Consider the following 21740-nt stretch of genomic DNA (forward strand, 5'->3'; position numbering starts at 1 on the left):
CGGCGTCGGGCATGATGATCATGTGGTTCTTGGCGCCGCCGAAGGCCTGCACGCGCTTCCCCTCGGCCGCTGCCGTCGCATAGACATAGCGGGCGATCGGAGTGGAGCCGACAAAGCTCACGGCGCCGATCTGGTCGTGATGCAGGATGCCGTCAACCACCGACTTGCCGCCATGGACGACATTGAGAATGCCCTTGGGCAGCCCGGCCTCGATGGCGAGTTGCGCCAGACGCACCGGCACGGACGGATCGCGCTCGGAGGGCTTGAGGATAAAGGCATTGCCCGCGGCAATGGCCGGCGACAGCATCCAGAGCGGGATCATCGCCGGGAAATTGAATGGGGTGATGCCAGCGCCGATGCCGACGGCCTGGCGCATCGAATACATGTCGATCCCCGGCCCTGCCCCATCGGTGAACTCACCCTTGAGCAGATGCGGTGCCCCGGCGACGAATTCCGCGACTTCGAGGCCACGCAGGATATCGCCCTTGGAGTCTTCAACCGTCTTGCCATGCTCGGCGCTCAGCAACTCGGCCAGTTCCTGCATGTCGCGATTGATCAGCGCCACGAAGTTGAAGAAGACGCGGGCGCGCCGCTGCGGATTGGTCGCCGCCCATTTGGGCTGAGCGGCGGCGGCGGAGGCCACGGCAGCGTCCAGATCGGCCTCGGTCGCCAGGGCGACTCGAGCCTGGACTTCGCCCGTGGCGGGGTTGAACACGTCCTGGAATTCGGCGCTGTTGCCGGTGGTTTCGATGCCGTCGATGAAATGGCCGATAGTGCGCATGAAGCTCTCCCTTGTTGGAGAACACTCTTGGCGCTACAATTCATGCATCGCAACGCGATAGATTTCGCATCTGTTGTGCAAGGATTATAGCCAGATGAATTGGGACGACGTTCGGATATTCCTCGCTGTCGCCCGTAGCGGCCAGATTCTGGGGGCCGCACGCTCGCTAGGGCTCAACCATGCCACCGTCGCCCGCCGTCTTACCGCGCTGGAAGAAGCGCTTGGCAGCAAGCTCCTCACCCGTAAGACCAATGGGTCCGAGCTGTCGGGCGAGGGCGAGCGGTTTCTCGTCCATGCCGAGCGAATGGAAAGCGCTATGCTCGCCGCCAGCGAGTCGACTGGCGCCGATAGCCTGCTTGATGGCACCGTCCGCGTCGGCGCGCCGGACGGGTTCGGCGTGGCCTTTCTCGCCCCGCGTCTGGGCGAACTGACCGAGCGCCACGGGGGGCTGCGTATCGAGCTGGTCCCGGTCCCACGCGCCTTCTCGCTGTCGCGCCGCGAAGCCGATATTGCCGTCACTCTGGAGCGCCCGCGCGAGGGGCGTCTGGTCGCCCGCAAACTGACGGATTACCGCCTCGGTCTCTACGCCGCCCAAACCTATCTCGACCGACATGGCACACCGCGGACGCTGAGCGATCTCGCCGAGCATCGCCTGGTCGGCTATGTCGAAGACCTGCTCTATACGGCCTCGCTCGACTACACGGCGGAGTTCCTCAAAGGCTGGCGCTCCAGCCTCGCGGTCTCGTCCGCCATGGGCCAGACCGAGGCCGTGCGGGCCGGCGCCGGCATTGGTATCCTCCACGCCTTCATGGCACAGGGAGATCCTGACCTCGTGCAGGTGCTGCCCGCTCATACGCTGACCCGCAGCTATTGGACCGTGGTGCATGAGGACCTGCGATCGATCCGCCGCGTGGCGCTGGTGGCTGAGTTCCTGAGCGAGATCGTGGCGCGGGACCGGGCAATGTTCGGGTAGCCCGTGCCCCCTCCCCTCTCCCCTTGAGGGAGAGGGTCGATCAATCCGCGTTAAGGGGAAGACGCTCCTCTCGGTGTCTATTCCCCGCGCAACCCCGCTGTCGCCGGTATGATCCAATCCCGAAACGCCCTGATCTTGGGCGAATTCCGCCGCGCTTCGGGATAGACCAGATAGTAGCCGTGCCCGTCCCAGCCGGTGATGTCGAAGGGCTGAACCAGCCGCCCGCCGGCTACCTCGTCGCCATAGAATGCCGGCGTCACCATCGCCATGCCGCGACCGGCAATGGCAGCGGCCACTTCGAGATTTTGTGCACCAAGGCGGCTGAACGGCCGATCCGGCGTCAGCGGCATGCTCACCCCCGCTAGGTCAAGCCACGCGCACAGCCATGGATCGTCGGGCGTGATCTGGGGCACCCGCAACAGGTCGGCCGGCTCGCGCACCTGATATTCTTCCACCAGCTTCGGGCTCAGCATCGGCGCGAACTCGGCCTTGAGCAGCAGGTGCCACACCATGCCGTCCTGCGGTTTGCTCGTCGCCCGAATACCCACGTCGAACTCTTCGGCGCCGAAATCCACCAGATGCGTCGAGCTTTCGACGCGGACTGCCATCTCGGGATTGGCCAGCTGGAACAGCCCGATATTGGCCGCCAGCCAGTGGCTGGCGAAGGTTGGCACCGAGGTGATGCTGAGCATGCCATCGACCAGACCGCGCGAGTCGGCAAAGGCATTGCGCAGGATGTCGAAGGCCTGCGTCACATCGGGCGCCAGACGTGCGCCGGTCTCGCTCAGCGCGATCTGTCGTGGCTTTCGCAGGAACAGCGGCGCACCGACGCGCTCCTCCAGAATCTTGATCTGATAGCTCACTGCGGCCTGGGTCATCCCCAGTTCCTCGGCGGCCTTGGTGAAACTCAGATGCCGCGCCACGGCCTCGAAGGCGCGCATGGCGGTCAATGGCGGCAATGTGCTCATGGATCAAATCTCCTTATGCACCTGTATTGAGCTTTAGTTGGAATTTCGGCCTGCGACCAGCCATTTTGAGGTCATGGAAAACAAAGCAGGAGCCATCCCCATAAGGATGGTCATAGCCATGATCGCCATTGCCAAGCCTGTCGCCGCCGCCTTTCACCTGCCGCGCTTGAGCTTCCTACGCCCGTTCAGTGCGAACCAGCGCCGCAAGCAGGCAACAATTGATCTGATCCACGCCTCGCCGCATCTGCTGCGCGACATCGGGGCAACGGAGGATATTGTCACGGACCACCGCAGCAAATGAGACCTCATGGTCTGTCGAACCACGAGGGCGGGCACACGGACTGTGCCACGACCTCGTCCTTCGACAGGCTCAGGATGAGGCCTACTGAGATATCTTGCCTGCAGGCACCGGTGCGCTAAAACATGCCACCATGTCGAAAACCACTCCAGCCACCCTGGCGCTCGCCAAAGCGGGCATTGCCTTCTCCACGGCGACCTATGACTACGACCCCGATGCGGACCGCGTCGGGTTGCAGGCGGCCAAGGCGATGGGCGTGTCGCCATCCATCGTGCTCAAGACGCTGATGGCCGAGGTCGACGGCAAGCCCGTTTGCGTCGTCGTCCCTTCGGACGAAGAAGTGAACATGAAAAAGCTCGCCGCGGCGTTCGGCGGCAAGTCGGCGCATATGATGAAGCCGGCCGATGCCGAGCGGCTTACCGGCTACAAGGTTGGTGGTATCAGCCCGTTCGGCCAGAAGAGGCAGGTGCCCACGGCGGTGGAGGAGTTGGCGACGCTGGAGGACGAAATCTTCCTCAATGGCGGTCAGCGCGGGCTGCAGATCCGGATGAAGCCCGACGATCTGGTGGTGGCGCTCGGCGGCAAAGCGGCCGACCTGATCCGCTGAACGACGCAGCACATGATTTGGGACTAGTGCCCTCTTTACCTCTCCCTCGGGGGGGGGGAGGTCGGCGCGCAGCGCCGGGTGAAGGGGCCTTTCCACGCGCAGATGCTAATTGAAGGCCCCCTCACCCGACCCAAGAGGGTCGACCTCTCCCCAAAGGGAGAGGTAACGAGAACCAAGCAAAGCATACCCCAAAAAGACAAAAGGCGCCCAGTCAGGACGCCTTCATCTACATGGCAGAAATTGGTCGCTTAGTTGGCGTAGGTGCCGCGAGCAATGTTCTTGATGTCGCCCTTGGTGATGCCGAGATCGTTCAGCTGACGGGCGTCGAGAGCGTTGAGCTCGCGCATCGTGCGCTGGTACTGGGCAAACTGTGCGATTTTCTGGCGGATGTTCATTTCGGTTCCCCTTCGTTTTCGATGACCAATATCTATAGCCAGTCAGTCGTGATTAGAAGATGGACTCTATGCACATCCGTTATGCACTGGATGCAAACAAAAGAGGCAGGATGTTCATGCTCGCGTCATGAACGAATCCCCTCCGGTCGTATGACGCCGGCTGAGCACCCATCTTAACCTACTGAAACATAATACAAAAACGGATGCCAGTTGCCTGGCACCCGCATTAGTTGATTTTTGACCATCTGGACAAGAGCCCTGCGCCTAGCGCTGGGCCGGCTTCCGCCCCTCGTCCACCGCGATACGCCGATCTTCGCGCATTTCAAACCACATGGCGTTGAGAATGGCGAAGCTGCAGGCCAGCCCGACGCCGAGGATCCACGAAAAATACCACATGACGTTCTCCTAATAGGCGTTGGGGTTCTTTTCGAGCGACTGCGTCGAAACCGTGCCCCGCATGACCCGGAACACCCAGGCGGTGTAAGCCAGGATGATGGGCAGGAAGAACACGGTCACCAGCAGCATGATGAACAGCGTCAGGTGGCTCGAGGAGGCATCCCACAGTGTGAGGCTGGCCTGCGGCATGGTCGAGGACGGCAGCAGGAACGGGAACAGCGACAGCCCGGCCGTTGAAATGATGCCGAAGATGCCGATGCTCGACGCCAGCAGTGTAGGCACACCCAATCGGGCCCTGAGACCAAGGGCAGCGCCGACCATGCCCACGAAGCCCAGCACCGGACCGGCGATCATCCACGGATAGAGACCGTAATTGGCGAGCCATCCGCCGCGCGTCAGTTCCACTGTCTTGGCCAGGGGATTGATCGGGGCATTGGGGTCGGTGACGCTGGTGACGGCATAGCCGTCGATGCCGAAGGCTATCCAGACGCCGCCCAGCGCAAACAGGACGATCGTGGCGATTGCCGCCCAGGTGCCATAGGTGCGCGCACGCTCGGCCAGCGGGCCAACGGTCCGGCCGATGATGACCGCGGCGCCCTGCGTCACGATCATGCCCAGGCTCACGAGGCCCGCCAGCAGGGCAAAGGGCATCAGCAGCAGGAAGAAGTTGCCGGTGTAGAAGGTCCGCATCGTGTCGTCGAGATGGAAGGGTGCGCCGAGCAGCACATTGCCCACGGCGACGCCCATGATCAGCGCCGGCACGGCGCCGCCCACAAAGAGCGCCCAATCCCAGGTCGAGCGCCAGCGCGGGTCCTTGATCTTGCCGCGGAACTTGAAGCCAACCGGGCGCAGGATCAGCGCCAGCAGGATCACGATCATGGCGAGGTAGAAGCCCGAAAAGCTCACCGCATAGAGCGGCGGGAAGGCGGCGAAGATCGCCCCGCCCCCGAGCACCAGCCACACCTGGTTGCCCTCCCAGGTCGGCCCGACCAGGTTGAGCAGCACCCGCCGCTCCTCATCGGTCCGGGCAGCGAAGGGGAGCAATGCACCCACACCGAGATCGCGCCCGCCCATGATGGCGAAGCCGATGAGCAGCACGCCGAGCAGCAGCCACCAGATGAGGCGGAGGGTTTCGTAGTCGAGTGGAATGGCGCTCATGATCGGAGTTCCTTGGTAGCGGGTGTCACCGGCAGCGCAGCCATGACGAAGTCCTCGTCGTCGCTCTCGCCGCCGGCTGAGAACAGCTTGTCCTGCGGGCCGGCCTTGATGATCTTGATCATGAGCATGACCATGATGGCGAAGAGAACCGAGTAGAGGGCGACGAAGAAGGTCAGTGAGATGACCAGGTCCCAGAAGCCCAGGCCCGAGGCGGCGTAAAAGGTGGGCAGCACCCCCTCCACCACCCAGGGCTGTCGTCCATATTCGGCGATCAGCCAGCCCAGTTCGATGGCGACCCAGGGCAGCGGCAGCACGGCAAAGCCGATCCACAGCATGGTCCGGTTGGTATCCAGCCAACCTCTCGAGGCGCGATAGAACCAAACCGCGAAGAAGGCGATGAAGAAGAAGCCGACACCCACCATGATGCGGAAGCTCCAGAACAGCGGCCACACGTCCGGCACGGTGTCGAGCGCCGCCTGGGCGATTTCCTCGCCGGTCGCATTCTCGATATCCACCCGATATCGCTTAAGCAGCAGGGCATAGCCCAGATCCGCCCAATGCTCATCAAACGTCGCGCGGGCCGCAGTATTGGCGCCGTCGGCGCGAATGTCCTGCAGGGCATTATAGGCGATGAGCCCGGTCTGGATGCGTTGGGCTGCATGCTCTGTCAGCTCGGTAATGCCAGGCAGTTCCATGTCGAGCGAGCGCGTGGTGATCAGGCCCAGCACCCAGGGCAATTGCACCTGGAAGGCGGGTTCACCGGGCGTGGTGCTGGGAATGGCGAACAGCGTCAGCGCCGCAGGAGCAGGCTCTGTGTGATACATCGCCTCCATGGCGGCGATCTTCATCTTCTGGTGTTCAGTCGCCACATAGCCGCTCTCGTCACCGAGCACGACCACCGACAGCGCCGATGCCAGGCCGAAACTGGCCGCAACCACCATCGAGCGCTTCGCGAGTTCGACATGCCTGCCCTGGAGCAGGAAGAGACACGAGATGGCGAAGATGAACACCGCGCCGGTCACATAGCCGGCGCTCACGGTGTGAACGAATTTGGCCTGCGCCACCTGGTTGAAGATCACCGCCATGAAGTCCGTGACTTCCATACGCATGGTGTCGGGGTTGAATTTGGACCCCACCGGATTCTGCATCCAGCCATTGGCGATCAGTATCCACAGCGCCGAGAAGTTAGCGCCCAGCGCCACGAGCCAGGTCACGGCGAGGTGGCCCACCTTGCTGAGTCGGTCCCAGCCGAAAAAGAAGAGCCCGATGAACGTCGCCTCGAGGAAGAAGGCCATCAGCCCTTCAATGGCCAGCGGCGCGCCGAACACGTCGCCGACATAGTGGCTGTAATAGCTCCAGTTCATGCCGAACTGGAATTCCATGACGATGCCTGTGGCGACGCCCATGGCGAAATTGACGCCGAACAGCGTGCCCCAGAACAAGGTCGCCTTGCGCCAGATGTCGCGGCCGGTCATCACATAGGTGCTCTCCATGATGGCCATCATGAAAGAGAGACCCAGTGTCAGCGGCACGAAGATGAAATGGTACATGGCGGTGGCGGCGAATTGCCACCGCGAGAGTTCGACGACAGTCATGTCGATCATGGCGCTACTGTCCTCTTGATTGCCGGCCCGCCGAGTCGCGGCCCGGCACGGAGCAGTCTATGCCTGTTGAGGCTTGCGTGTGCCTTGATTCAGATCAAGGCTTTGGTGCCGCGTCATTCTATATATGTAGCTCATGCTTTCGCTCAGTGCCGTCGCAACCACCGAACAGCACCTCCCCCTCGACGGGGGAGGTTGGGAGGAGGTGCGGGCCGCCCCCTATGCATCGCGCGCAATCGCCCCCCTCCCCATCCCTCCCCGCAAGGGGGAGGGTGCCGCCTGGTGCTTGGGGCAAACACCATGACTGCCCCAGACACCGATCGCCACAACGCCAAGACGCTCTCGGGCCTTGGTCGTCACGGCGGGAACTGGCTGATTGTGGCCATTGCAGCGCCGCTGCTGGGTGGCGCGCTGCTGGTCTGGCAGGCGTGGACCCTGGCGGGCGTGCTTGGCACCGCCATTGAAGCTGGGGCGCCAGTTGCTGCCGTCTTGCCTGCCATCATGCTGCTGCTTTGCTTGCTGATTGCCCGCGCCGCGCTGGCGGCTGTCGGCGACTACGCAGGTGCCACGGCGGCCGAGGCGGTCAAAGGGCGTGTTCGCGGCGCGCTTTTTGCTCAATTGCTGTCGCGTTCACCGCGCGCTGCCGAGCAGCCGCAATCGGGCGCCGCCTCCGCCGCCATCGTCGACCAGGTGGAGGCGCTCAATGGCTTTTTTGCCCATTACCTGCCCGCCATGATCCAGGCCACTTTGCTACCGCTGGCCTTCGGTGCGATCATCCTGCCGCTCGACTGGCTGGCAGGCCTGCTGTTCCTCGTCACCGCGCCGCTGATCCCGTTGTTCATGGCGCTGGCCGGATGGGGTGCCCAGGCCGCGACGCGGCGCCAGGCCCGTGCCTTGTCGTTGCTCAGCGGCCGCTTTGCCGACCGGTTGCGGGGCTTGCTCACGCTCAAGCTCTTTGGGCGGGCCGAGGCCGAGACAGCGGGTATTGTCGCTGCCAGTGATGAGTTGCGCCGCCGGACGCTCAGCGTGCTGCGCATCGCCTTCCTGTCATCGGCCATACTCGAATTCTTCGCTGCGCTCGGCGTCGCCGGCGTCGCGCTCTATGTCGGGCTGACCTTCATCGACTTCCTGCAATTGCGCTCGACGCCACTGACGCTGGAATTGGGCCTGTTCCTGCTGCTGATGGCGCCCGAGGTCTACAATCCGTTGCGCCTGCTGGCGGCGCACTATCATGACCGTGCGGCCGCCAAGGCGGCAATTGGCGAGGTCGAGGCCCAACTGGGCGCCTTGCCGCAAACGACCCCGCTGCTGGTCGATGCGCCCACTCCTGCCTCCAGTGGAGCGCTTGGTTTCACCCTGGCGGGCCTGACCCTGCGCACGCCCGATAGCGCCCGTGTCGTGCTGGCCGATACCAGCCTCGCCGTCGCCCCGGGCGAGCACGTGGCCATCCTTGGACCCAGTGGCATCGGCAAGTCGACGCTGCTCGAAGCCGTGGCTCGGTTGCGCACGCATGAGGGCACGATCGTGCTGGGCGACCGTGCGCTGGGCGACTGGCCCGAAGCCGAGTTGCGTGGGCGCGTGACCATGCTGGGTCAGAAGCCGCGCGTCTTTGCCGGCTCCATGGCACACAATATCGCGCTGGCGCGGCCCGGCGCTTCGGCCGGCGACATTCGCCGCGCCGCCGAGCGCGCCCATGTCGCTGGTTTTGCCGATGCCCTGCCCGACGGGCTGGACACCATGCTGGGCGAAGGTGGGCTCGGGCTTTCAGGCGGACAGGCCCAGCGCATCGCGCTGGCGCGCATCTATCTGCGCGATGCCGGGCTGATCCTGCTGGATGAGCCGACCGCCCATCTCGATGCTGAGCTTGAACAGCGCGTGCTCGATAAACTCAAGCAGTATGCAAGGGGCCGCACCCTGATCATCGCCACCCATTCGCTGGCCGTCGCCGCCCGCATGGACAAGGCCTGGCGCATCGCTGGCGAGGCGCTGCTGCCCACGCCCCTGCCCACGCGCAAGGATAGGAGCGTCGCATGAAGTCGCTTCTCGCCTTCCGCAGCCTCTTCGTCCGCCAGGCCGGTGGCTTCACCCTGGCACTGGTGTTGTCGCTGGTCACGCTGGCCTCGGGCGTTGCGCTGTTGGGGACGTCCGGCTGGTTCATCACTGCCGCGGCGCTGACCACGGCCGGCCTTGGTTTCAACCTGTTCGTCCCTTCGGCGCTGGTGCGCGGCTTCTCCTTTGTCCGCATCCTGGCCCGCTATGGGGAGCGTCTGGCCGGCCATGATGCCACGCTGCGCCTGCTGGCCGATCTGCGCGGCTGGCTGTTCGCCCGGCTGTTCCCGCGTCTGCCCTTCACAGACCGCAGCCTGCGGCACGGTGACCTGGTCAGCCGGTTGACCGCCGATGTCGATGCGCTCGACACCGCCTTCCTCGTCGCCATCGGTCCGGTTGTCGCCGCGCTGGTCATCGGCGGGGTGCTGACCGGTGCGCTGGCCTGGCTCCTGCCCGGCGCGGCGCTGCTCTATGGCGCCTGCTATGCGGTGGCCGTGCTGATCGTTCCTACCGGCCTGGTGCTGGCGAGCCGCCGCACCGGCAACGACGTCGTAGCTCGGGCCGCTGAGGCGCGCTCCGCGGTGCTGGACGGCATTGATGGCCATGCCGATCTCACCATTTTCGGCGTCTTGGGCATGGCGCAGGCCGGGTTCAGCCAGACCACGCAACACCTGGCCGATGCCCGGCTGCGTCTTGCAGCACTTACGGCAATGGCCGGCTTTGTAGTGCAGTCCGTGGCTAGCTTGGCGCTGGCCGGCTCGTTATGGCTCGGACTGCAGGCCTTTGTTGCTGGCGCGGTGGACGGCCCGGTCCTCGCGGGCCTGTTGCTGGCCATTCTCGGCAGCTTCGAGGCCACCAGCGTCATCGTGCGCAGCGTGGGCAAGCTCACCACCGCCATGGCTGCCGCCGAGCGGCTCACCGCCATCGCCGAAAGCGCGATCACCGTTGCCGACCCAGCCACGCCCATGGCCTGGCCCGCCGACACCACCATCAGCCTCAGCGACGTCACCTTCGGCTATGGCGGTCCGCCCGTGCTCGGCAATCTCAACCTGACGATCGCGACGGGCGAACATGTCGCCATCACCGGCCCCAGCGGCAGCGGCAAGTCCAGCCTGCTCACGCTGCTGCTGCGTCTTGCCGATCCACAGATCGGCGACATCACGGTCGGCGGCACCTCGCTTGCAGCACTCCGCCAGGCCGATGTCCATGCCGGCATGGCCCTGCTCAGCCAGGACAGCCCGTTGTTCAACGACACCATCCGCGCCAATCTGCTCATCGCCCGCGCCGACGCCGGGGACGAGTCGCTGTGGTCGGCGCTCGCCGATGCGGGCATTGCCGACTTCGTGCATGCCCTGCCCAAGGGGCTGGACACCATGGTCGGTGAAGGCGGGCGCACCGTCTCGACCGGGCAGGCCCGACGTCTCTGTCTCGCCCGGGCGCTGTTGTCGCCGGCCAGCATCCTGTTGCTGGATGAGCCCACCACGGGGCTGGACCGGACGGCGGAGGTCGCCTTCTTTGAAACGCTGCATCAGGCCGCGAAGGACCGCACTGTGGTGGTCGTGACGCATGCCGTCATTCCCGAAGACACGGTGGATCGGGTGCTGACCATGCGGAACGGGATGCTGGAGTGAGCCTTCTTCACCTCTCCCTCTGGGAGAGAGGTCGGCGGCGCAGCCGACGGGTGAGGGGGCCTTCCCCACGCACCTCATCCAGTAAAGGCCCCCTCACCCGACCCTTCGGGTCGACCTCTCCCCCGAAGGGAGAGGTGAAGAAGCGCCCTACCCGCAGCGGACGCGGAGGCGAGTCAGGTCGGGGACCGAGACATGGCGGTAGTTTTCGATCTCGATGACGCCGTCGGCCTTGAGCCGGCTCATCTGGCGGCTCACCGTCTCGATGGTCAGTCCCAGGAAGTCGCCGATATCGCCGCGGCTCAGTGGCAGGTCGAAGGTCGTGACCTCGGCCTGGCTGGGGTCGATATGGCTGGCGATGAGATAGAGAAAGCTCGCAACCTTTTCCGCCGCCGTCTTGCGGCCCAGCGTCACCATCCAGTCCCGCGCATCGTCGAGTTCACGCAGGGTCTGCAGCATGATGCGATGTTCCAAAGCTGGATTGTCGTGCAGCAGTTCTTCCATGGCGGCCTTGGGCACCATGCAGAGATCGACGTCGGACGCCGCTTGCGCCGTCACCCGGCTTTCGCTGGCAAACAGGCGCCCGAGCAGGTCCGGTGCAAACTGCAGGCCCACGACCTGCTGCCGCCCATCCTCCAGCACCTTGGAGAGCTTCACCACGCCGCGCAGCACATTGCCGTAGCTGGTGATCGGTTCGGCATCGGCCAGCAGTTCGGTCCCAGCGTCGCGATGCACGCGCCGCGTCTGCCGCGAGAGGGTAAGCAACTGGTCGGGCGAGAGTGCGCCACAGATACCCTGGTGGCGCGCTTCGCAACTCTGGCAGAGCACGGGAACAGGGGAAGTCTGGATGTCGTTGCGGACGGGCTGCATGGCATGTCGTCTCCTGACAGCCTTGATATAGCCCTGCGCCGTCAAGCCTTTAAGTTGCACAACTGTCGCAGCGCCATCCTGCCGCACTTGAGACCGGCGCTTCGCGCAAAATCGCTCCAGTGGAGCGATTTTAGGTCTCAAGGCCATGAGGGCTATGCTCGAATGGCCTCGTCAGCTCAATTCGCTCCACCGGAGCGAATTGTCCCTCTGGGCCGCTTCCGAGGCCTTGACCTTCCCATGATTGGAAGGTCTATATGACCGAGGACGAGGTGAATGAAATGAATGAACACGTCCACTCCACGCCAGTTTCCATCGATATCGAAGGCATGACCTGTGCCTCCTGCGTGCTGCGGGTCGAGAAGGCGCTACTCAAGGTCCCGAGCGTTACTTCGGCTTCGGTCAACCTGGCGACCGAGCGCGCCACCGTGCAGCTCGATGACGCCAGCAATGTCGAAGCCCTGTTCAAGGCGATCGAGAAGGTCGGCTACAAGGGCAGCCAGACGCCGCAAAGCCATGACCATGGCCATGTCGGCCATCACCACCATGACGAAGACGCCGCAATCCTGCGTCGCGACGTGCTGATCGCCGCGCTGCTCACCCTGCCGCTCTTCGTGCTGGAGATGGGGAGCCATCTCTATGATCCCATGCACCATTGGCTGCTGGGCCTGGTCTCCCAACAGGTGCTCTACGTCGCCTATTTCGTGCTGGCCAGCGTGGTGCTGTTCTGGCCCGGCTGGCGCTTCTTCAAGATCGGCTTTCCGGCCCTGTTCCACGCCGCGCCGGAGATGAATTCGCTGGTCGCCCTCGGGGCCGGCGCGGCCTATCTCTATTCGGTCGTCGTGACCTTCGCGCCGCAGCTGCTGCCGGCCCAGACGCAGTATGTCTATTACGAAGCCGCCACGGTCATCGTCACGCTCATCCTGGTCGGCCGGTGGCTGGAGGCCCTTGCCAAGGGCCGCACCGGCGAGGCCATCCAGCGGCTGGTGCGCGAACAGGCCAAGACCGCCCGGGTGCAGCGCGACGGCGGGATCGTCGAACTGCCCATCGAGCAGGTGAAAGCCGGCGACATCATCGCCGTGCGTCCGGGCGACAAGGTCGCGGTGGATGGCGAGATCGTCGAGGGCGCCAGCCATATCGATGAATCGATGATCTCGGGCGAGTCCCTGCCCGTCTCCAAGACAGTCGGTGCCATCGTCATTGGCGGCACGCTCAATATGTCCGGCAGTTTCAATTTCCGCGCCACCAAGGTGGGCGGCGATACGATGCTGGCGCAGATCATCCGCATGGTCGAGGAAGCCCAGGGCGGCAAGCTGCCGATCCAGGGCGTCGTCGACCAGATCACCGCCTGGTTCGTCCCGGCCGTCATCGCGCTCGCCATCATCACTTTCGCCATCTGGACCATCTGGGGGCCGGAGCCGGCCTATGTCTTCGGCCTCGTCAATGCCGTGGCCGTGCTGATCATCGCCTGCCCCTGTGCCATGGGCCTGGCCACGCCGACCTCGATCATGGTGGGTACCGGGCGCGCCGCCGAGCTGGGCGTGCTGTTCCGCAAGAGCGAAGCACTGCAGCAGTTGCGCGACGCCAAGGTTGTCGCCTTCGACAAGACCGGCACGCTGACCGCGGGAAAGCCAGCGCTGACCGACCTCATCCTCGATGATGATTTCGAGCATGACGAGGTGCTGGCGCTGGTCGCTGCCGTCGAAGCCAGGTCCGAGCACCCCATAGCCAGCGCCATCGTCACGGCGGCGGAAAAGGCCGGACTTACCCTCGGCAAGGTCACCGACTTCAAGGCCGATGCCGGCAATGGCGTCACCGCCCGCGTCGATGGAAGGCTGATCTCGGTCGGTTCACAGCGCCATCTCGGGCATCTCGACTTTTCCGATTTCGCCGAGGCCATCGACAAGCTGGCCAATGCGGGGAAGACGCCGGTCTTTGCGGCCATCGACGACAAGCTCGCGGCCGCCATCGTCGTTGCTGACACGATCAAGCCGTCCAGTGTGATGGTGATCCAGGCGCTGCACGCCATGGGCCTCAAGACGGTGATGATCTCGGGCGACAATCGCCGCACTGCTGAAGCCATTGCCCGCCAGCTTGGCATTGACGAGGTGCGTGCCGAGGTGCTGCCGGCCGACAAGGTCAGCGTGCTCAAGGCTTTGCGCCAGTTCGGCAAGGTCGCCTATGTCGGCGACGGCATCAACGACGCCCCGGCTTTGGCCGAAGCCGATATCGGCATTGCCGTTGGCACGGGCACAGACGCGGCCATCGAAAGCGCCGACGTGGTGCTGCTCGGCGGCGACCTCAAGGGCGTGCTCAACGCCCTCACCATCAGCCGGGCCACGATGAGGAACATCTGGGAAAACCTGTTCTGGGCCTTTGGCTACAATGTGCTGCTGATCCCGGTGGCGGCCGGCCTGCTCTATCCAGGTTTCGGCATCTTGCTCAACCCGATGATCGGCGCCGGAGCCATGGCGCTGTCGTCGATCTTCGTGGTCAGCAATGCGCAACGCCTGCGCGGTGTGAAAGGAGTTTCGGCATGAATATCGGGCAGGCATCAAACGCTTCGGGCGTCTCGGCCAAGATGATCCGCTATTACGAATCCATCGGCCTCATCCGAGCGCCGCTGCGCACCGACAGCAATTATCGCGTCTATCGCGAAGACGAGGTGCATGTGCTGCGCTTCGTCAAACGGGCCCGGACCCTGGGCTTTTCGGTCGAGGAAACGGCAACCCTCTTGGGACTCTGGCAAGACAAGTCCCGCGCCAGCGCCGAGGTCAAGGATATCGCCGTCGGCCATATCGCGGCGCTCGAGACCAAGATCGCGGAGCTGCAGTCCATGGTGAAGACGCTCAAGCACCTGGCTCATTGCTGCGGCGGCGACAATCGCCCCGATTGCCCCATTCTCGACGATCTCGCCGGGGAACACCCCATTTCGAAAGGACACTGACATGACCGAAAAGACCATTCTCTCCGTCAACGACATGACCTGCGGGCACTGCGTCGGCACCGTGCGCAAGGCGCTGGAAGAAGCGCTGCCGGGGGCTGAGATTTCGGTGGACCTGGTGACGCACAAGGTGGAGTTCACGGGCGATCGAGCCAAGGGGGAGGAGGCGATCCGCGAGGCTGGGTACACGCCGGAAGTGGTGTAACAGCCCTCGCAGTCGACACCCTCCCCCTTGCGGGGAGGGATCAAGGGTGGGGGGTGTTTGGCCCGGATATCGGGGCTCTCAACACCCCCTCCTAGCCTCCCCCGTCGAGGGGGAGGTACCGTTCCGTGTTTGGGACGAGATAACGCCCCAAAAAACAAAGGGCGCCTTGCGGCGCCCTTCGCATGTCCGTTCTCGTTTGCCATTCGGGCATAGCCCTCATGGCCTTCTTGGCTTGAAAGGCTCCACCGGAGCGATTTGCCCTGCGGGACGGCTCGAAGTCAGAACGGGCTCTCTGCGTCCAGGAACTCGGCCGCGTTATCCTTGGTGATCAGGGTCGAGTCGAGGATGTAGCGACCGGCCACCTGGATACCGCCGACCATGTGCGAGGTGGTCAACTCGATGGCCGTGGCGATCATGGCCGGGCTGTAGCTCACATCGACCGGGGTCAGGGTGCTGCCGTCAGCAACGGCCTGCAGGATCTGCTGCATGCCGGCGCCGCCGACGATGAACATTTCGCCCTCACGGCCGGCCTGCTTGATGGCTTCGATGGCGCCCAGGGCAATGTCGTCGTCCTGCGCCCACACGGCCTTGATGTCCGGGAAGCGGGTCAGGAAGTCCTGCATCACCTTGAAGCCGTCATCGCGGTTCCAGTTGGCGAATTCATCGTCGAGAACGGTGATGTTGCTGCCTTCAACGCCGGCCATGAAGGCGTCGAAACGCTGCTGGTCGATCGGAATCGGCAGGCCGCGCAGGATGACGATGTTGCCGCCCTCGGGCAGCGCTTCCTTGAAGTACGCGGCCGAGTTGGCACCGAGGCCCGGATTGTCACCGGCGACGTAGAGGTTTTCCACGCCGTCGATCGAGAGCTGACGGTCAACCACGGTCACGAACTTGCCGGCGTCCTTGACCTGCTTGATGGCAGAGGTCATCGCATCCGGATCGCCCGGCAGGATGACCAGGGCATCGATGCCGCGGGTCGCGACCATGTCTTCGATATCAGCGATCTGCTTGGGCGCATCGGGCGCCGAGGCAAACACGAATTCGGCGTTTGGATAGGTGGTGCCCAGGCGATCGATCGCCTGCTGGGCGAAGTAGTTGACGCCGCCCGTCCAGCCATGGTCGGCCGCCGGCACGGAAACGCCGATGACCACCTTGTCCTGAGCGACGGCGACGCCGCCCAGGCCGCCGGCGATGACCGCCGCGGCCAATAGGGATTTTGCCAGTTTCATTTTCAGTCCTCCCGTAAGTGCCCTCTTTGGGGCGATGTAAACGCTTGTTCGCTCAGGTGCGGCGGCCGCGTTGCAGCAGCACGGCGAGAATGATGATGACGCCCTGGAAGGCCCCGTTGAGATAGGGGCTGATGAGGTTTTGCAGGTTGAGGATGTTGCCGATGAGCCCGAGGATCACCACGCCAACCACGGTTCCCCAGATGCGGCCATAGCCGCCTTTGAGCGTGGTGCCGCCGATGATCACGCCGGCAATGGCTTCGAGTTCCCACAACACGCCGGTGGTGCTCGAGGCCGAGCCGAGACGCGGCACGTAGAGCAGCACGGCGACGCCGACCAGCACGCCCTGCAGGATGTAGGTCAGCAGCCGGACATTATCGACATTGATCGAGGAATAGCGGGCCACCTGCTCGCTGGAGCCGATGGCGGCGCAATAGCGGCCGAAGGCAGTGCGGCGCATGACGATTTCGCCGGCGATGGCGACCAGCGCGAAGACGATGATCGGATAGGGCACGCCGAGCAGGCCATCGTAATAGACCGGCCGATAGACGTCGGCGACTTCGAAGTTAAGCGACAGCGTGCCGCCATCGGCGAGGAAGGTCACCAGCGAGCGGAAGATGCCCATGGTGCCCAGTGTTACAATGAACGCCTCGATGCGACCGCGCGTAATCATCATGCCGTTGAAGACGCCCGCGACCCCGCCGAGCAGAATGCCCGCCGTCATGCCGGCCAGGACGACGCCCCAGCCGATGCCCATGGAGGGGATCAGCCAGTTCATCACCATGATCATGACGCCGGCGATCACCGCGGCCATCGAGCCCACCGACAAGTCGAGCCCGCCCGCAGTGATGACGAAGGTCGCGCCGATGGCGATGATGCCAATGAAGGACGACCGCGCCAGCACGTTGGTGAGGTTGCTGTAGCTCATGAAATTCTCGTTGAGCGAGATTCCGAGCAACACCAGCAAGGTCAGCGCCAACAGCGGTCCGACGGTCTTGAGATCGAGCTTGAAGGCGCGCTTCGGCTTGGTCGAAATATCAGGCGCTGATACGCTCATCCTGTCCACTCTGCTTGATGCCCGCGGCGTACCGCATGATTTCCGACTCGGTGACCTCGGCGCCTTCGAGCACGCCCGCGAGCCGCCCTTCGCGCATGACCACCACGCGATGGCTGAGGCCGATCACTTCCTGCATTTCCGAGGAGATGACGATGATCGACTTTCCCTCGGCCGCCAGCGCCGCGATGATGTGATAGATTTGTTGCTTGGTGCCGACATCGATGCCGCGCGTCGGCTCATCCATGATGATGATGTCCGGCTCGCTTTCCATGGTCTTGCCCAGCATCAACTTCTGCTGGTTGCCGCCCGACAGCTGCCCCACCCGCACCGAGGCGTCGCGCGCGCGGATATCGAAGCGCCGCACCGCCCGCTCCAGCGCCCGCGTCTCGCTGGCGCTGTCGAGGAAGCCACCCTTGAGGTGTTTCTTGAGGGTGAGGAGGGTCAGATTGGGCCGCAGGCCCATATTGAGCAGCAGGCCTTTGCCCTTGCGGTCCTTGGTCATATAGGCGAGCCCGGCATCGACCGACTGGGCGACCTGGCTGAAATTGACCATGTCGCCATCGAGCGCGATCTCGCCTGAGCTGCGATGCGTGAGCCCGACGATCGCTTCGGCCACGGCGGTGCGACCCGAACCGATCAGCCCGGCAAAGCCCAGGATTTCGCCCTTGCGCAGGTCGAAGGAGATGTCCTTGACGCCTGGCGCCACCAGATTGCGCACCGACAGCACCGCCGGTGCGTCCACGTCCGGCTCATGCTTGGGCGGATAGAGGTTGGAGAGTTCGCGGCCCACCATCATCTGCGCGATGGAGTCCGGCGTCAGCGCTTCGGTGCCGACCGTGGCGATCAGCTGCCCATCACGCAGCACAGTGATGCGGTCGGCCAGTTCCATGATCTCGTCGAGCTTGTGCGAAATGAAGATCACCGCCACGCCCCGTGCCGTCAGGCGGCGGATCTGCTCGAACAGTGTTTGAGTCTCGCTCACCGACAGCACCGCCGTCGGTTCGTCCATGATCAGCACGCGCGCATCGCGGCTGATGGCCTTGGCGATTTCCACCATCTGCTTGTCGGCCACCGTGAGCGTATTGATGCGCGCATCCGGGTCGACATGAACATGCAGCCGCTCCATCACCGCGACGGCGCGCTTGCGCATCTCGCCGACATCGAGGAAGCCGTATTTCTTGAGCTCGCGACCGAGGAAGATCGAGTCCGCCACCGTCAGGTGCTCGGCCAGGTTCATTTCCTGATGGATGAGCACGATGCCCATGGCCTCAGCCTGCCCATTGGGTGGCAGCACCACGGTCTCGCCGTCATAGCCGACCGAGCCGGAGGTCGGCTGCTCGATGCCCGACAGGATTTTGATGAGGGTGGATTTGCCGGCGCCGTTTTCGCCGATGATGGCGTGGACTTCGCCCGGCTTGATGTCGAAATCGACACTGAACAGGACGGGGATTTCGCCAAATGACTTGGAAATCCTGTGGGCTGACAGGATAGCCGGCGTCGACGTGCCTTCGGCACTGATCATGTTGAAACCCCCTCCCTCGAACGTGGCAGGTTTGAGCCCGTCTCTTCGTCCTTGACCTACGATGTAAAGGTTTTCATGATCCATGTAAAGGTTTACACAACTGGAAAACGGTATATCCCTTGTGGAGGGGTCTGGCGCGCGTCGCGGCATCTGTTACAGGCAGAAAACGCAGGCGCCAGAGGGTGTGCGGGGCTTAGAGTGCAGCACCAGAAACTGGCCACCATCGAAGACGTTGCGGCGATTGCCGGCGTGTCCATCGCCACGGTCAGCCGCGCCATAAACGAGCCCGGCAAGGTCGCCGACGAAACCCGTCGCCGGGTCACAGAGGCCGTCGCTCGCACCGGTTACACCACCAACGCCATGGCCCGCTCGCTGCGCATGCGGCGCAGCAACATGATTCTCATTCTGGCGCCGGACGTGGGCGACCCGAACTTCTCCAACATTCTCGTGGGTCTTGAAACCGAAGCCAGCAAGCGCGGCTATGGCGTGCTGATCGGCAATACGCAGAATGACCCGGCCCGCGAAACGGACTATCTGCGCTTCATCAGTTCCAACCAGGCCGACGGGCTGATCCTCTTCACCGGCCACCTGCCCTATGGCTTTGGCAATGAAGGCGGCGAGTCGCGCCTGCCGGCCATGGTCGCCGTCAACGAGCCGGTCAGCAACAACGATGTGCCGTTCGTCGGCGTCGACAATTTTGAGGGCGCCCGAATTGCCTGCGAGCACTTGATCTCGCAGGGCCATCGCCGCATCGCCTTTATCGGCCATTCGACCAGCAAGGCGGTCAACATGCTGCGCGAAAAGGGCTATCGCGCGGCTCTCGAAGGCGCCGGCATCATCATCGACCCCCGCCTCATCCTCGATGGCGACGGCACCACCGAATCCGGCCGGGCCGCGACCGAGCAGATGTTCGTGCGCGACGTGCTGCCCACCGCCTTCTTCTGCGTCAACGACGCGACGGCGCTGGGCGTCATCATTTCCCTCAATGCCCGCAAATATGACCTGCCCCGCCAGTTCTCGGTGATGGGCTTTGACGACATCTCCTTCGCCAGCTTCGTCACCCCTTCGCTGACCACTATGAAGCAGCCCCGCCTCAAGATCGGCGAAGAAGCAATGGACCTGCTGCTGGCCCTGCTGGCCGGCAAGACGCCGGAGAAGAAGGAAATCCTGCTGCGGAGTGAGTTGATCGTGCGCAATTCGGTCAGCCGCATCGGGCGGGAGTAGATTGCAGGACTCTCGGGCGTCCTCCCTCTCCCCTTGAGGGAGAGGGACGACATTTCTGCGTTCAGCAGAAATGTCAGGGTGAGGGGTGCTGCGTCATCCCATGCCCAGTGACGAAGGGAAGAGACCCCTCATCCGCCCTTCGGGCACCTTCTCCCTCAAGGGGAGAAGGGGGCGGGTTCACAGCCCCTTCTTGGCCAGCCAAGCCTCCATCCAGGCAATCTCTTCCTCCTGTGCCGTGATGACAGCCTCGGCAAGCGCTTTCACCTCCGGGTCGGCGCCATGCTCGAGCACGATGCGGGCCATCTCCACCGCGCCCTGGTGATGCGGGATCATGTTGCGGATGAAATCCACATCGGCGTCACCGCTATAGGCAATGTCCATATCGGTGTGCATGCGCGTGTTGGCAGCCTTGTAGGCGGTCGTCGCCGCGCTGTCGCTCATCATGGCGCCATGACCGGCGTCGTGCTCCTGCGCCAGGCCCGGCACAGTCAGGACCACAGTCATCGCGGCGGCAAGCATCAACAATTTCATCGTCGGTTCCTCTTGGTTGGTCGATGTCGAACCGATGTGCCGGATTCCCCAATGGGAAGGTCAAGCCGATTGACAGCCGGCGCGCCGATTTGTTACTTAATACCATGCTTAACCAACCATCCAATCTCGACCTGATGTTTCAGGCGCTGGCCGATCCCACACGCCGCGCCATGATCGACCGGCTGAGCCACGGCCCGGCTTCGGTCAGCGAATTGGCCAAGCCCTTCGCCATGTCCCTGCCCGCGGTAGTGCAGCATCTGCAGGCGCTCGAGCATTCCGGTCTGGTCAGTTCGCAAAAGGTGGGCCGCGTTCGTACGGTGCAGATCGAACCGGAGGCACTCAGCCTCGCCGAGCAATGGATCAACGATCGCCGCACGCTCTGGGTCAAGCGCCTCGACCGGCTGGGCGATTTCCTGGCCGAAACCGAGGGCGAACCGGAATGAGCGAACGCAGCGTCACCCATGCCAGCTTCACCCTGGAGCGCCGCTACAAGGCCACTCCGGCGCGCGTCTACAAGGCGCTGTCCGATCCCGCCACCAAGCGGAAATGGTTCAACCCGCCCGAAGCCTGGGGCAAGAGCGAGCACCATATGGATTTCCGCATCGGCGGCATCGAGACCAGTGTCGGCGGCCCGCCCGGCGGCGCGGTGCACAAGTTCAAGGCGATCTATCAGGACATCGTGCCCAACCAGCGCATCGTCTACAGCTATGACATGGAGCTTGACGACGTCCGCATCTCGGTGTCGCTCGCCAGTTTCGAGCTGGTGCCGGATGGCGACTACACGACGCTCAAGCTCACCGAAATGGGCGCCTATCTCGATGGCTTCAGCGACGGCAACGACATCCGCAAGCAGGGGACCGAGGTGCTGCTGGATCAGTTGGGCAAGCACTTGGTGCGCGAAGGGGCGAACTGAGCGGCTGCGCGTGTTACCCCCTCCTAGCCTCCCCCTGAAGGGGGAGGGACAGATCGAGTTCCAGGCGTGATCTAGCCACATCCACTGCGTGGTCCCTCCCCCTTTCAGGGGGAGGTTAGGTGGGGTCTGGGGGGAGCCCTACTTCCCCGCCTTCAGCCGCTCCAGGATCTCGTCCACCTTGGCCATGCTCGCATTGGCGCCCCATTCCATGCCGCTGTCGATGACGCCCTGGCGCTGCTCGAAGCTCTCGAGCCGGGCGATGGAGCGGTAATACACCTTGCCGTTGCGCTCCTCGAAATTGTGCTCCTCGAAGAAGCGGTCGTCTTCCTCGTACATGCCCTCGACCACGAAGGTGTTGCGGATGAAGGTCTTGGGCTTCACCTCGAGATAGGTGCCG

General features: G+C 63.8%; 23 protein-coding genes. 11 read left to right on the forward strand and 12 right to left on the reverse strand.

Features of this window, described 5'->3' with window-relative positions; all coding sequences use genetic code 11:
- The coding region (locus tag V6M52_RS19740) for an aldehyde dehydrogenase family protein (RefSeq protein ID WP_332702741.1) at nucleotides 1-781 on the reverse strand (781 nt) is incomplete at its 3' end.
- A gap of 94 nt (nucleotides 782-875) precedes the next feature.
- Between V6M52_RS19740 and V6M52_RS19745 the strand changes: the two genes are divergently transcribed.
- The gene (locus tag V6M52_RS19745) at nucleotides 876-1754 is read left to right on the forward strand and encodes a LysR family transcriptional regulator (protein ID WP_332702744.1); all 879 of its coding nucleotides are present in this window, start codon (nucleotides 876-878) and stop codon (nucleotides 1752-1754) included.
- 77 nt (nucleotides 1755-1831) lie between these two features.
- Here the strand turns inward: V6M52_RS19745 and V6M52_RS19750 are convergent, their stop codons facing one another.
- Nucleotides 1832-2722, reverse strand: coding sequence for a LysR substrate-binding domain-containing protein (locus V6M52_RS19750; protein ID WP_332685994.1), 891 nt, complete (start codon nucleotides 2720-2722; stop codon nucleotides 1832-1834).
- A gap of 118 nt (nucleotides 2723-2840) precedes the next feature.
- Between V6M52_RS19750 and V6M52_RS19755 the strand changes: the two genes are divergently transcribed.
- Nucleotides 2841-3023: a hypothetical protein gene (locus tag V6M52_RS19755; protein ID WP_332685992.1), complete on the forward strand. Its 183-nt coding sequence runs from the start codon at nucleotides 2841-2843 to the stop codon at nucleotides 3021-3023.
- 130 nt (nucleotides 3024-3153) lie between these two features.
- The gene (gene ybaK / locus V6M52_RS19760; protein WP_332702747.1) at nucleotides 3154-3627 is read left to right on the forward strand and encodes a Cys-tRNA(Pro) deacylase; all 474 of its coding nucleotides are present in this window, start codon (nucleotides 3154-3156) and stop codon (nucleotides 3625-3627) included.
- A gap of 248 nt (nucleotides 3628-3875) precedes the next feature.
- On the opposite strand, the gene V6M52_RS19765 is transcribed toward ybaK, so the two are convergent.
- The 4 genes from V6M52_RS19765 to V6M52_RS19780 form a co-directional block, all read right to left on the reverse strand.
- Entirely contained in the window at nucleotides 3876-4022 is a 147-nt protein-coding gene (locus V6M52_RS19765) for a DUF1127 domain-containing protein (protein ID WP_300274264.1), read from the reverse strand.
- Nucleotides 4023-4286: 264 nt separating this feature from the next.
- Nucleotides 4287-4418: a cytochrome bd-I oxidase subunit CydX gene (gene cydX, locus V6M52_RS19770; RefSeq protein ID WP_332702750.1), complete on the reverse strand. Its 132-nt coding sequence runs from the start codon at nucleotides 4416-4418 to the stop codon at nucleotides 4287-4289.
- Between the two features lie 9 nt (nucleotides 4419-4427).
- Nucleotides 4428-5576, reverse strand: a complete 1149-nt coding sequence (cydB, locus tag V6M52_RS19775; RefSeq protein ID WP_332702753.1) for a cytochrome d ubiquinol oxidase subunit II — start codon at nucleotides 5574-5576, stop codon at nucleotides 4428-4430.
- The gene (locus V6M52_RS19780) at nucleotides 5573-7180 is read right to left on the reverse strand and encodes a cytochrome ubiquinol oxidase subunit I (protein WP_332702756.1); all 1608 of its coding nucleotides are present in this window, start codon (nucleotides 7178-7180) and stop codon (nucleotides 5573-5575) included. Before V6M52_RS19780 ends, cydB begins: the two co-directional genes overlap by 4 nt.
- 297 nt (nucleotides 7181-7477) lie before the next feature.
- On the opposite strand from V6M52_RS19780, the gene cydD reads away from it, so the two are divergent.
- Together cydD and cydC are read left to right on the forward strand one after the other, a co-directional pair.
- Nucleotides 7478-9211, forward strand: coding sequence for a thiol reductant ABC exporter subunit CydD (gene cydD / locus V6M52_RS19785; protein WP_332702759.1), 1734 nt, complete (start codon nucleotides 7478-7480; stop codon nucleotides 9209-9211).
- Nucleotides 9208-10857 (forward strand): thiol reductant ABC exporter subunit CydC, encoded by a 1650-nt coding sequence (gene cydC, locus V6M52_RS19790; RefSeq protein WP_332702761.1) that lies wholly within the window; start codon nucleotides 9208-9210, stop codon nucleotides 10855-10857. Before cydD ends, cydC begins: the two co-directional genes overlap by 4 nt.
- Before the next feature lie 147 nt (nucleotides 10858-11004).
- Here the strand turns inward: cydC and V6M52_RS19795 are convergent, their stop codons facing one another.
- On the reverse strand, nucleotides 11005-11724 hold the full coding sequence (locus V6M52_RS19795) for a Crp/Fnr family transcriptional regulator (protein ID WP_332692215.1): 720 nt from the start codon (nucleotides 11722-11724) through the stop codon (nucleotides 11005-11007).
- 269 nt (nucleotides 11725-11993) lie between these two features.
- On the opposite strand from V6M52_RS19795, the gene V6M52_RS19800 reads away from it, so the two are divergent.
- Genes V6M52_RS19800 through V6M52_RS19810 form a run of 3 tightly spaced genes read left to right on the forward strand, consistent with a single transcriptional unit; the run spans nucleotide 11994 to nucleotide 14870 of the window.
- Nucleotides 11994-14261 (forward strand): heavy metal translocating P-type ATPase, encoded by a 2268-nt coding sequence (locus V6M52_RS19800; protein ID WP_332702785.1) that lies wholly within the window; start codon nucleotides 11994-11996, stop codon nucleotides 14259-14261.
- Complete coding sequence (cueR, locus tag V6M52_RS19805; protein ID WP_332692212.1) at nucleotides 14258-14668, forward strand: Cu(I)-responsive transcriptional regulator; 411 nt, start codon at nucleotides 14258-14260, stop codon at nucleotides 14666-14668. Before V6M52_RS19800 ends, cueR begins: the two co-directional genes overlap by 4 nt.
- Nucleotide 14669: 1 nt before the next feature.
- On the forward strand, nucleotides 14670-14870 hold the full coding sequence (locus tag V6M52_RS19810; protein ID WP_332702764.1) for a heavy-metal-associated domain-containing protein: 201 nt from the start codon (nucleotides 14670-14672) through the stop codon (nucleotides 14868-14870).
- Between the two features lie 278 nt (nucleotides 14871-15148).
- On the opposite strand, the gene V6M52_RS19815 is transcribed toward V6M52_RS19810, so the two are convergent.
- The 3 genes from V6M52_RS19815 to V6M52_RS19825 are packed head-to-tail and all read right to left on the reverse strand — an operon-like array spanning nucleotide 15149 to nucleotide 18675.
- Nucleotides 15149-16099: a substrate-binding domain-containing protein gene (locus V6M52_RS19815; RefSeq protein WP_332702767.1), complete on the reverse strand. Its 951-nt coding sequence runs from the start codon at nucleotides 16097-16099 to the stop codon at nucleotides 15149-15151.
- A 52-nt stretch (nucleotides 16100-16151) separates the two neighbouring features.
- On the reverse strand, nucleotides 16152-17153 hold the full coding sequence (locus V6M52_RS19820; protein ID WP_332702770.1) for an ABC transporter permease: 1002 nt from the start codon (nucleotides 17151-17153) through the stop codon (nucleotides 16152-16154).
- Nucleotides 17134-18675: a sugar ABC transporter ATP-binding protein gene (locus tag V6M52_RS19825; protein ID WP_332687807.1), complete on the reverse strand. Its 1542-nt coding sequence runs from the start codon at nucleotides 18673-18675 to the stop codon at nucleotides 17134-17136. The genes V6M52_RS19820 and V6M52_RS19825 overlap by 20 nt, the downstream gene beginning before the upstream one ends.
- Nucleotides 18676-18873: 198 nt before the next feature.
- On the opposite strand from V6M52_RS19825, the gene V6M52_RS19830 reads away from it, so the two are divergent.
- On the forward strand, nucleotides 18874-19899 hold the full coding sequence (locus V6M52_RS19830) for a LacI family DNA-binding transcriptional regulator (RefSeq protein ID WP_332687808.1): 1026 nt from the start codon (nucleotides 18874-18876) through the stop codon (nucleotides 19897-19899).
- Nucleotides 19900-20076: 177 nt separating this feature from the next.
- Here V6M52_RS19830 and copM read toward each other — a convergent pair whose 3' ends face one another.
- Nucleotides 20077-20430 carry a CopM family metallochaperone gene (gene copM, locus V6M52_RS19835; protein ID WP_332702773.1) on the reverse strand — a complete coding sequence of 118 codons (354 nt, stop codon included), beginning with the start codon at nucleotides 20428-20430 and terminating at the stop codon, nucleotides 20077-20079.
- 104 nt (nucleotides 20431-20534) lie between these two features.
- On the opposite strand from copM, the gene V6M52_RS19840 reads away from it, so the two are divergent.
- Nucleotides 20535-20873: an ArsR/SmtB family transcription factor gene (locus tag V6M52_RS19840; RefSeq protein ID WP_332702776.1), complete on the forward strand. Its 339-nt coding sequence runs from the start codon at nucleotides 20535-20537 to the stop codon at nucleotides 20871-20873.
- Complete coding sequence (locus tag V6M52_RS19845; protein WP_332702779.1) at nucleotides 20870-21343, forward strand: SRPBCC family protein; 474 nt, start codon at nucleotides 20870-20872, stop codon at nucleotides 21341-21343. The genes V6M52_RS19840 and V6M52_RS19845 overlap by 4 nt, the downstream gene beginning before the upstream one ends.
- Before the next feature lie 138 nt (nucleotides 21344-21481).
- Here the strand turns inward: V6M52_RS19845 and V6M52_RS19850 are convergent.
- On the reverse strand, nucleotides 21482-21740 hold a 259-nt coding region (locus tag V6M52_RS19850), incomplete at its 5' end, for a hypothetical protein (protein ID WP_332702782.1).

Source organism: Devosia sp. (assembly GCF_036676215.1).
In the GTDB taxonomy this organism is placed as follows: domain Bacteria; phylum Pseudomonadota; class Alphaproteobacteria; order Rhizobiales; family Devosiaceae; genus Devosia.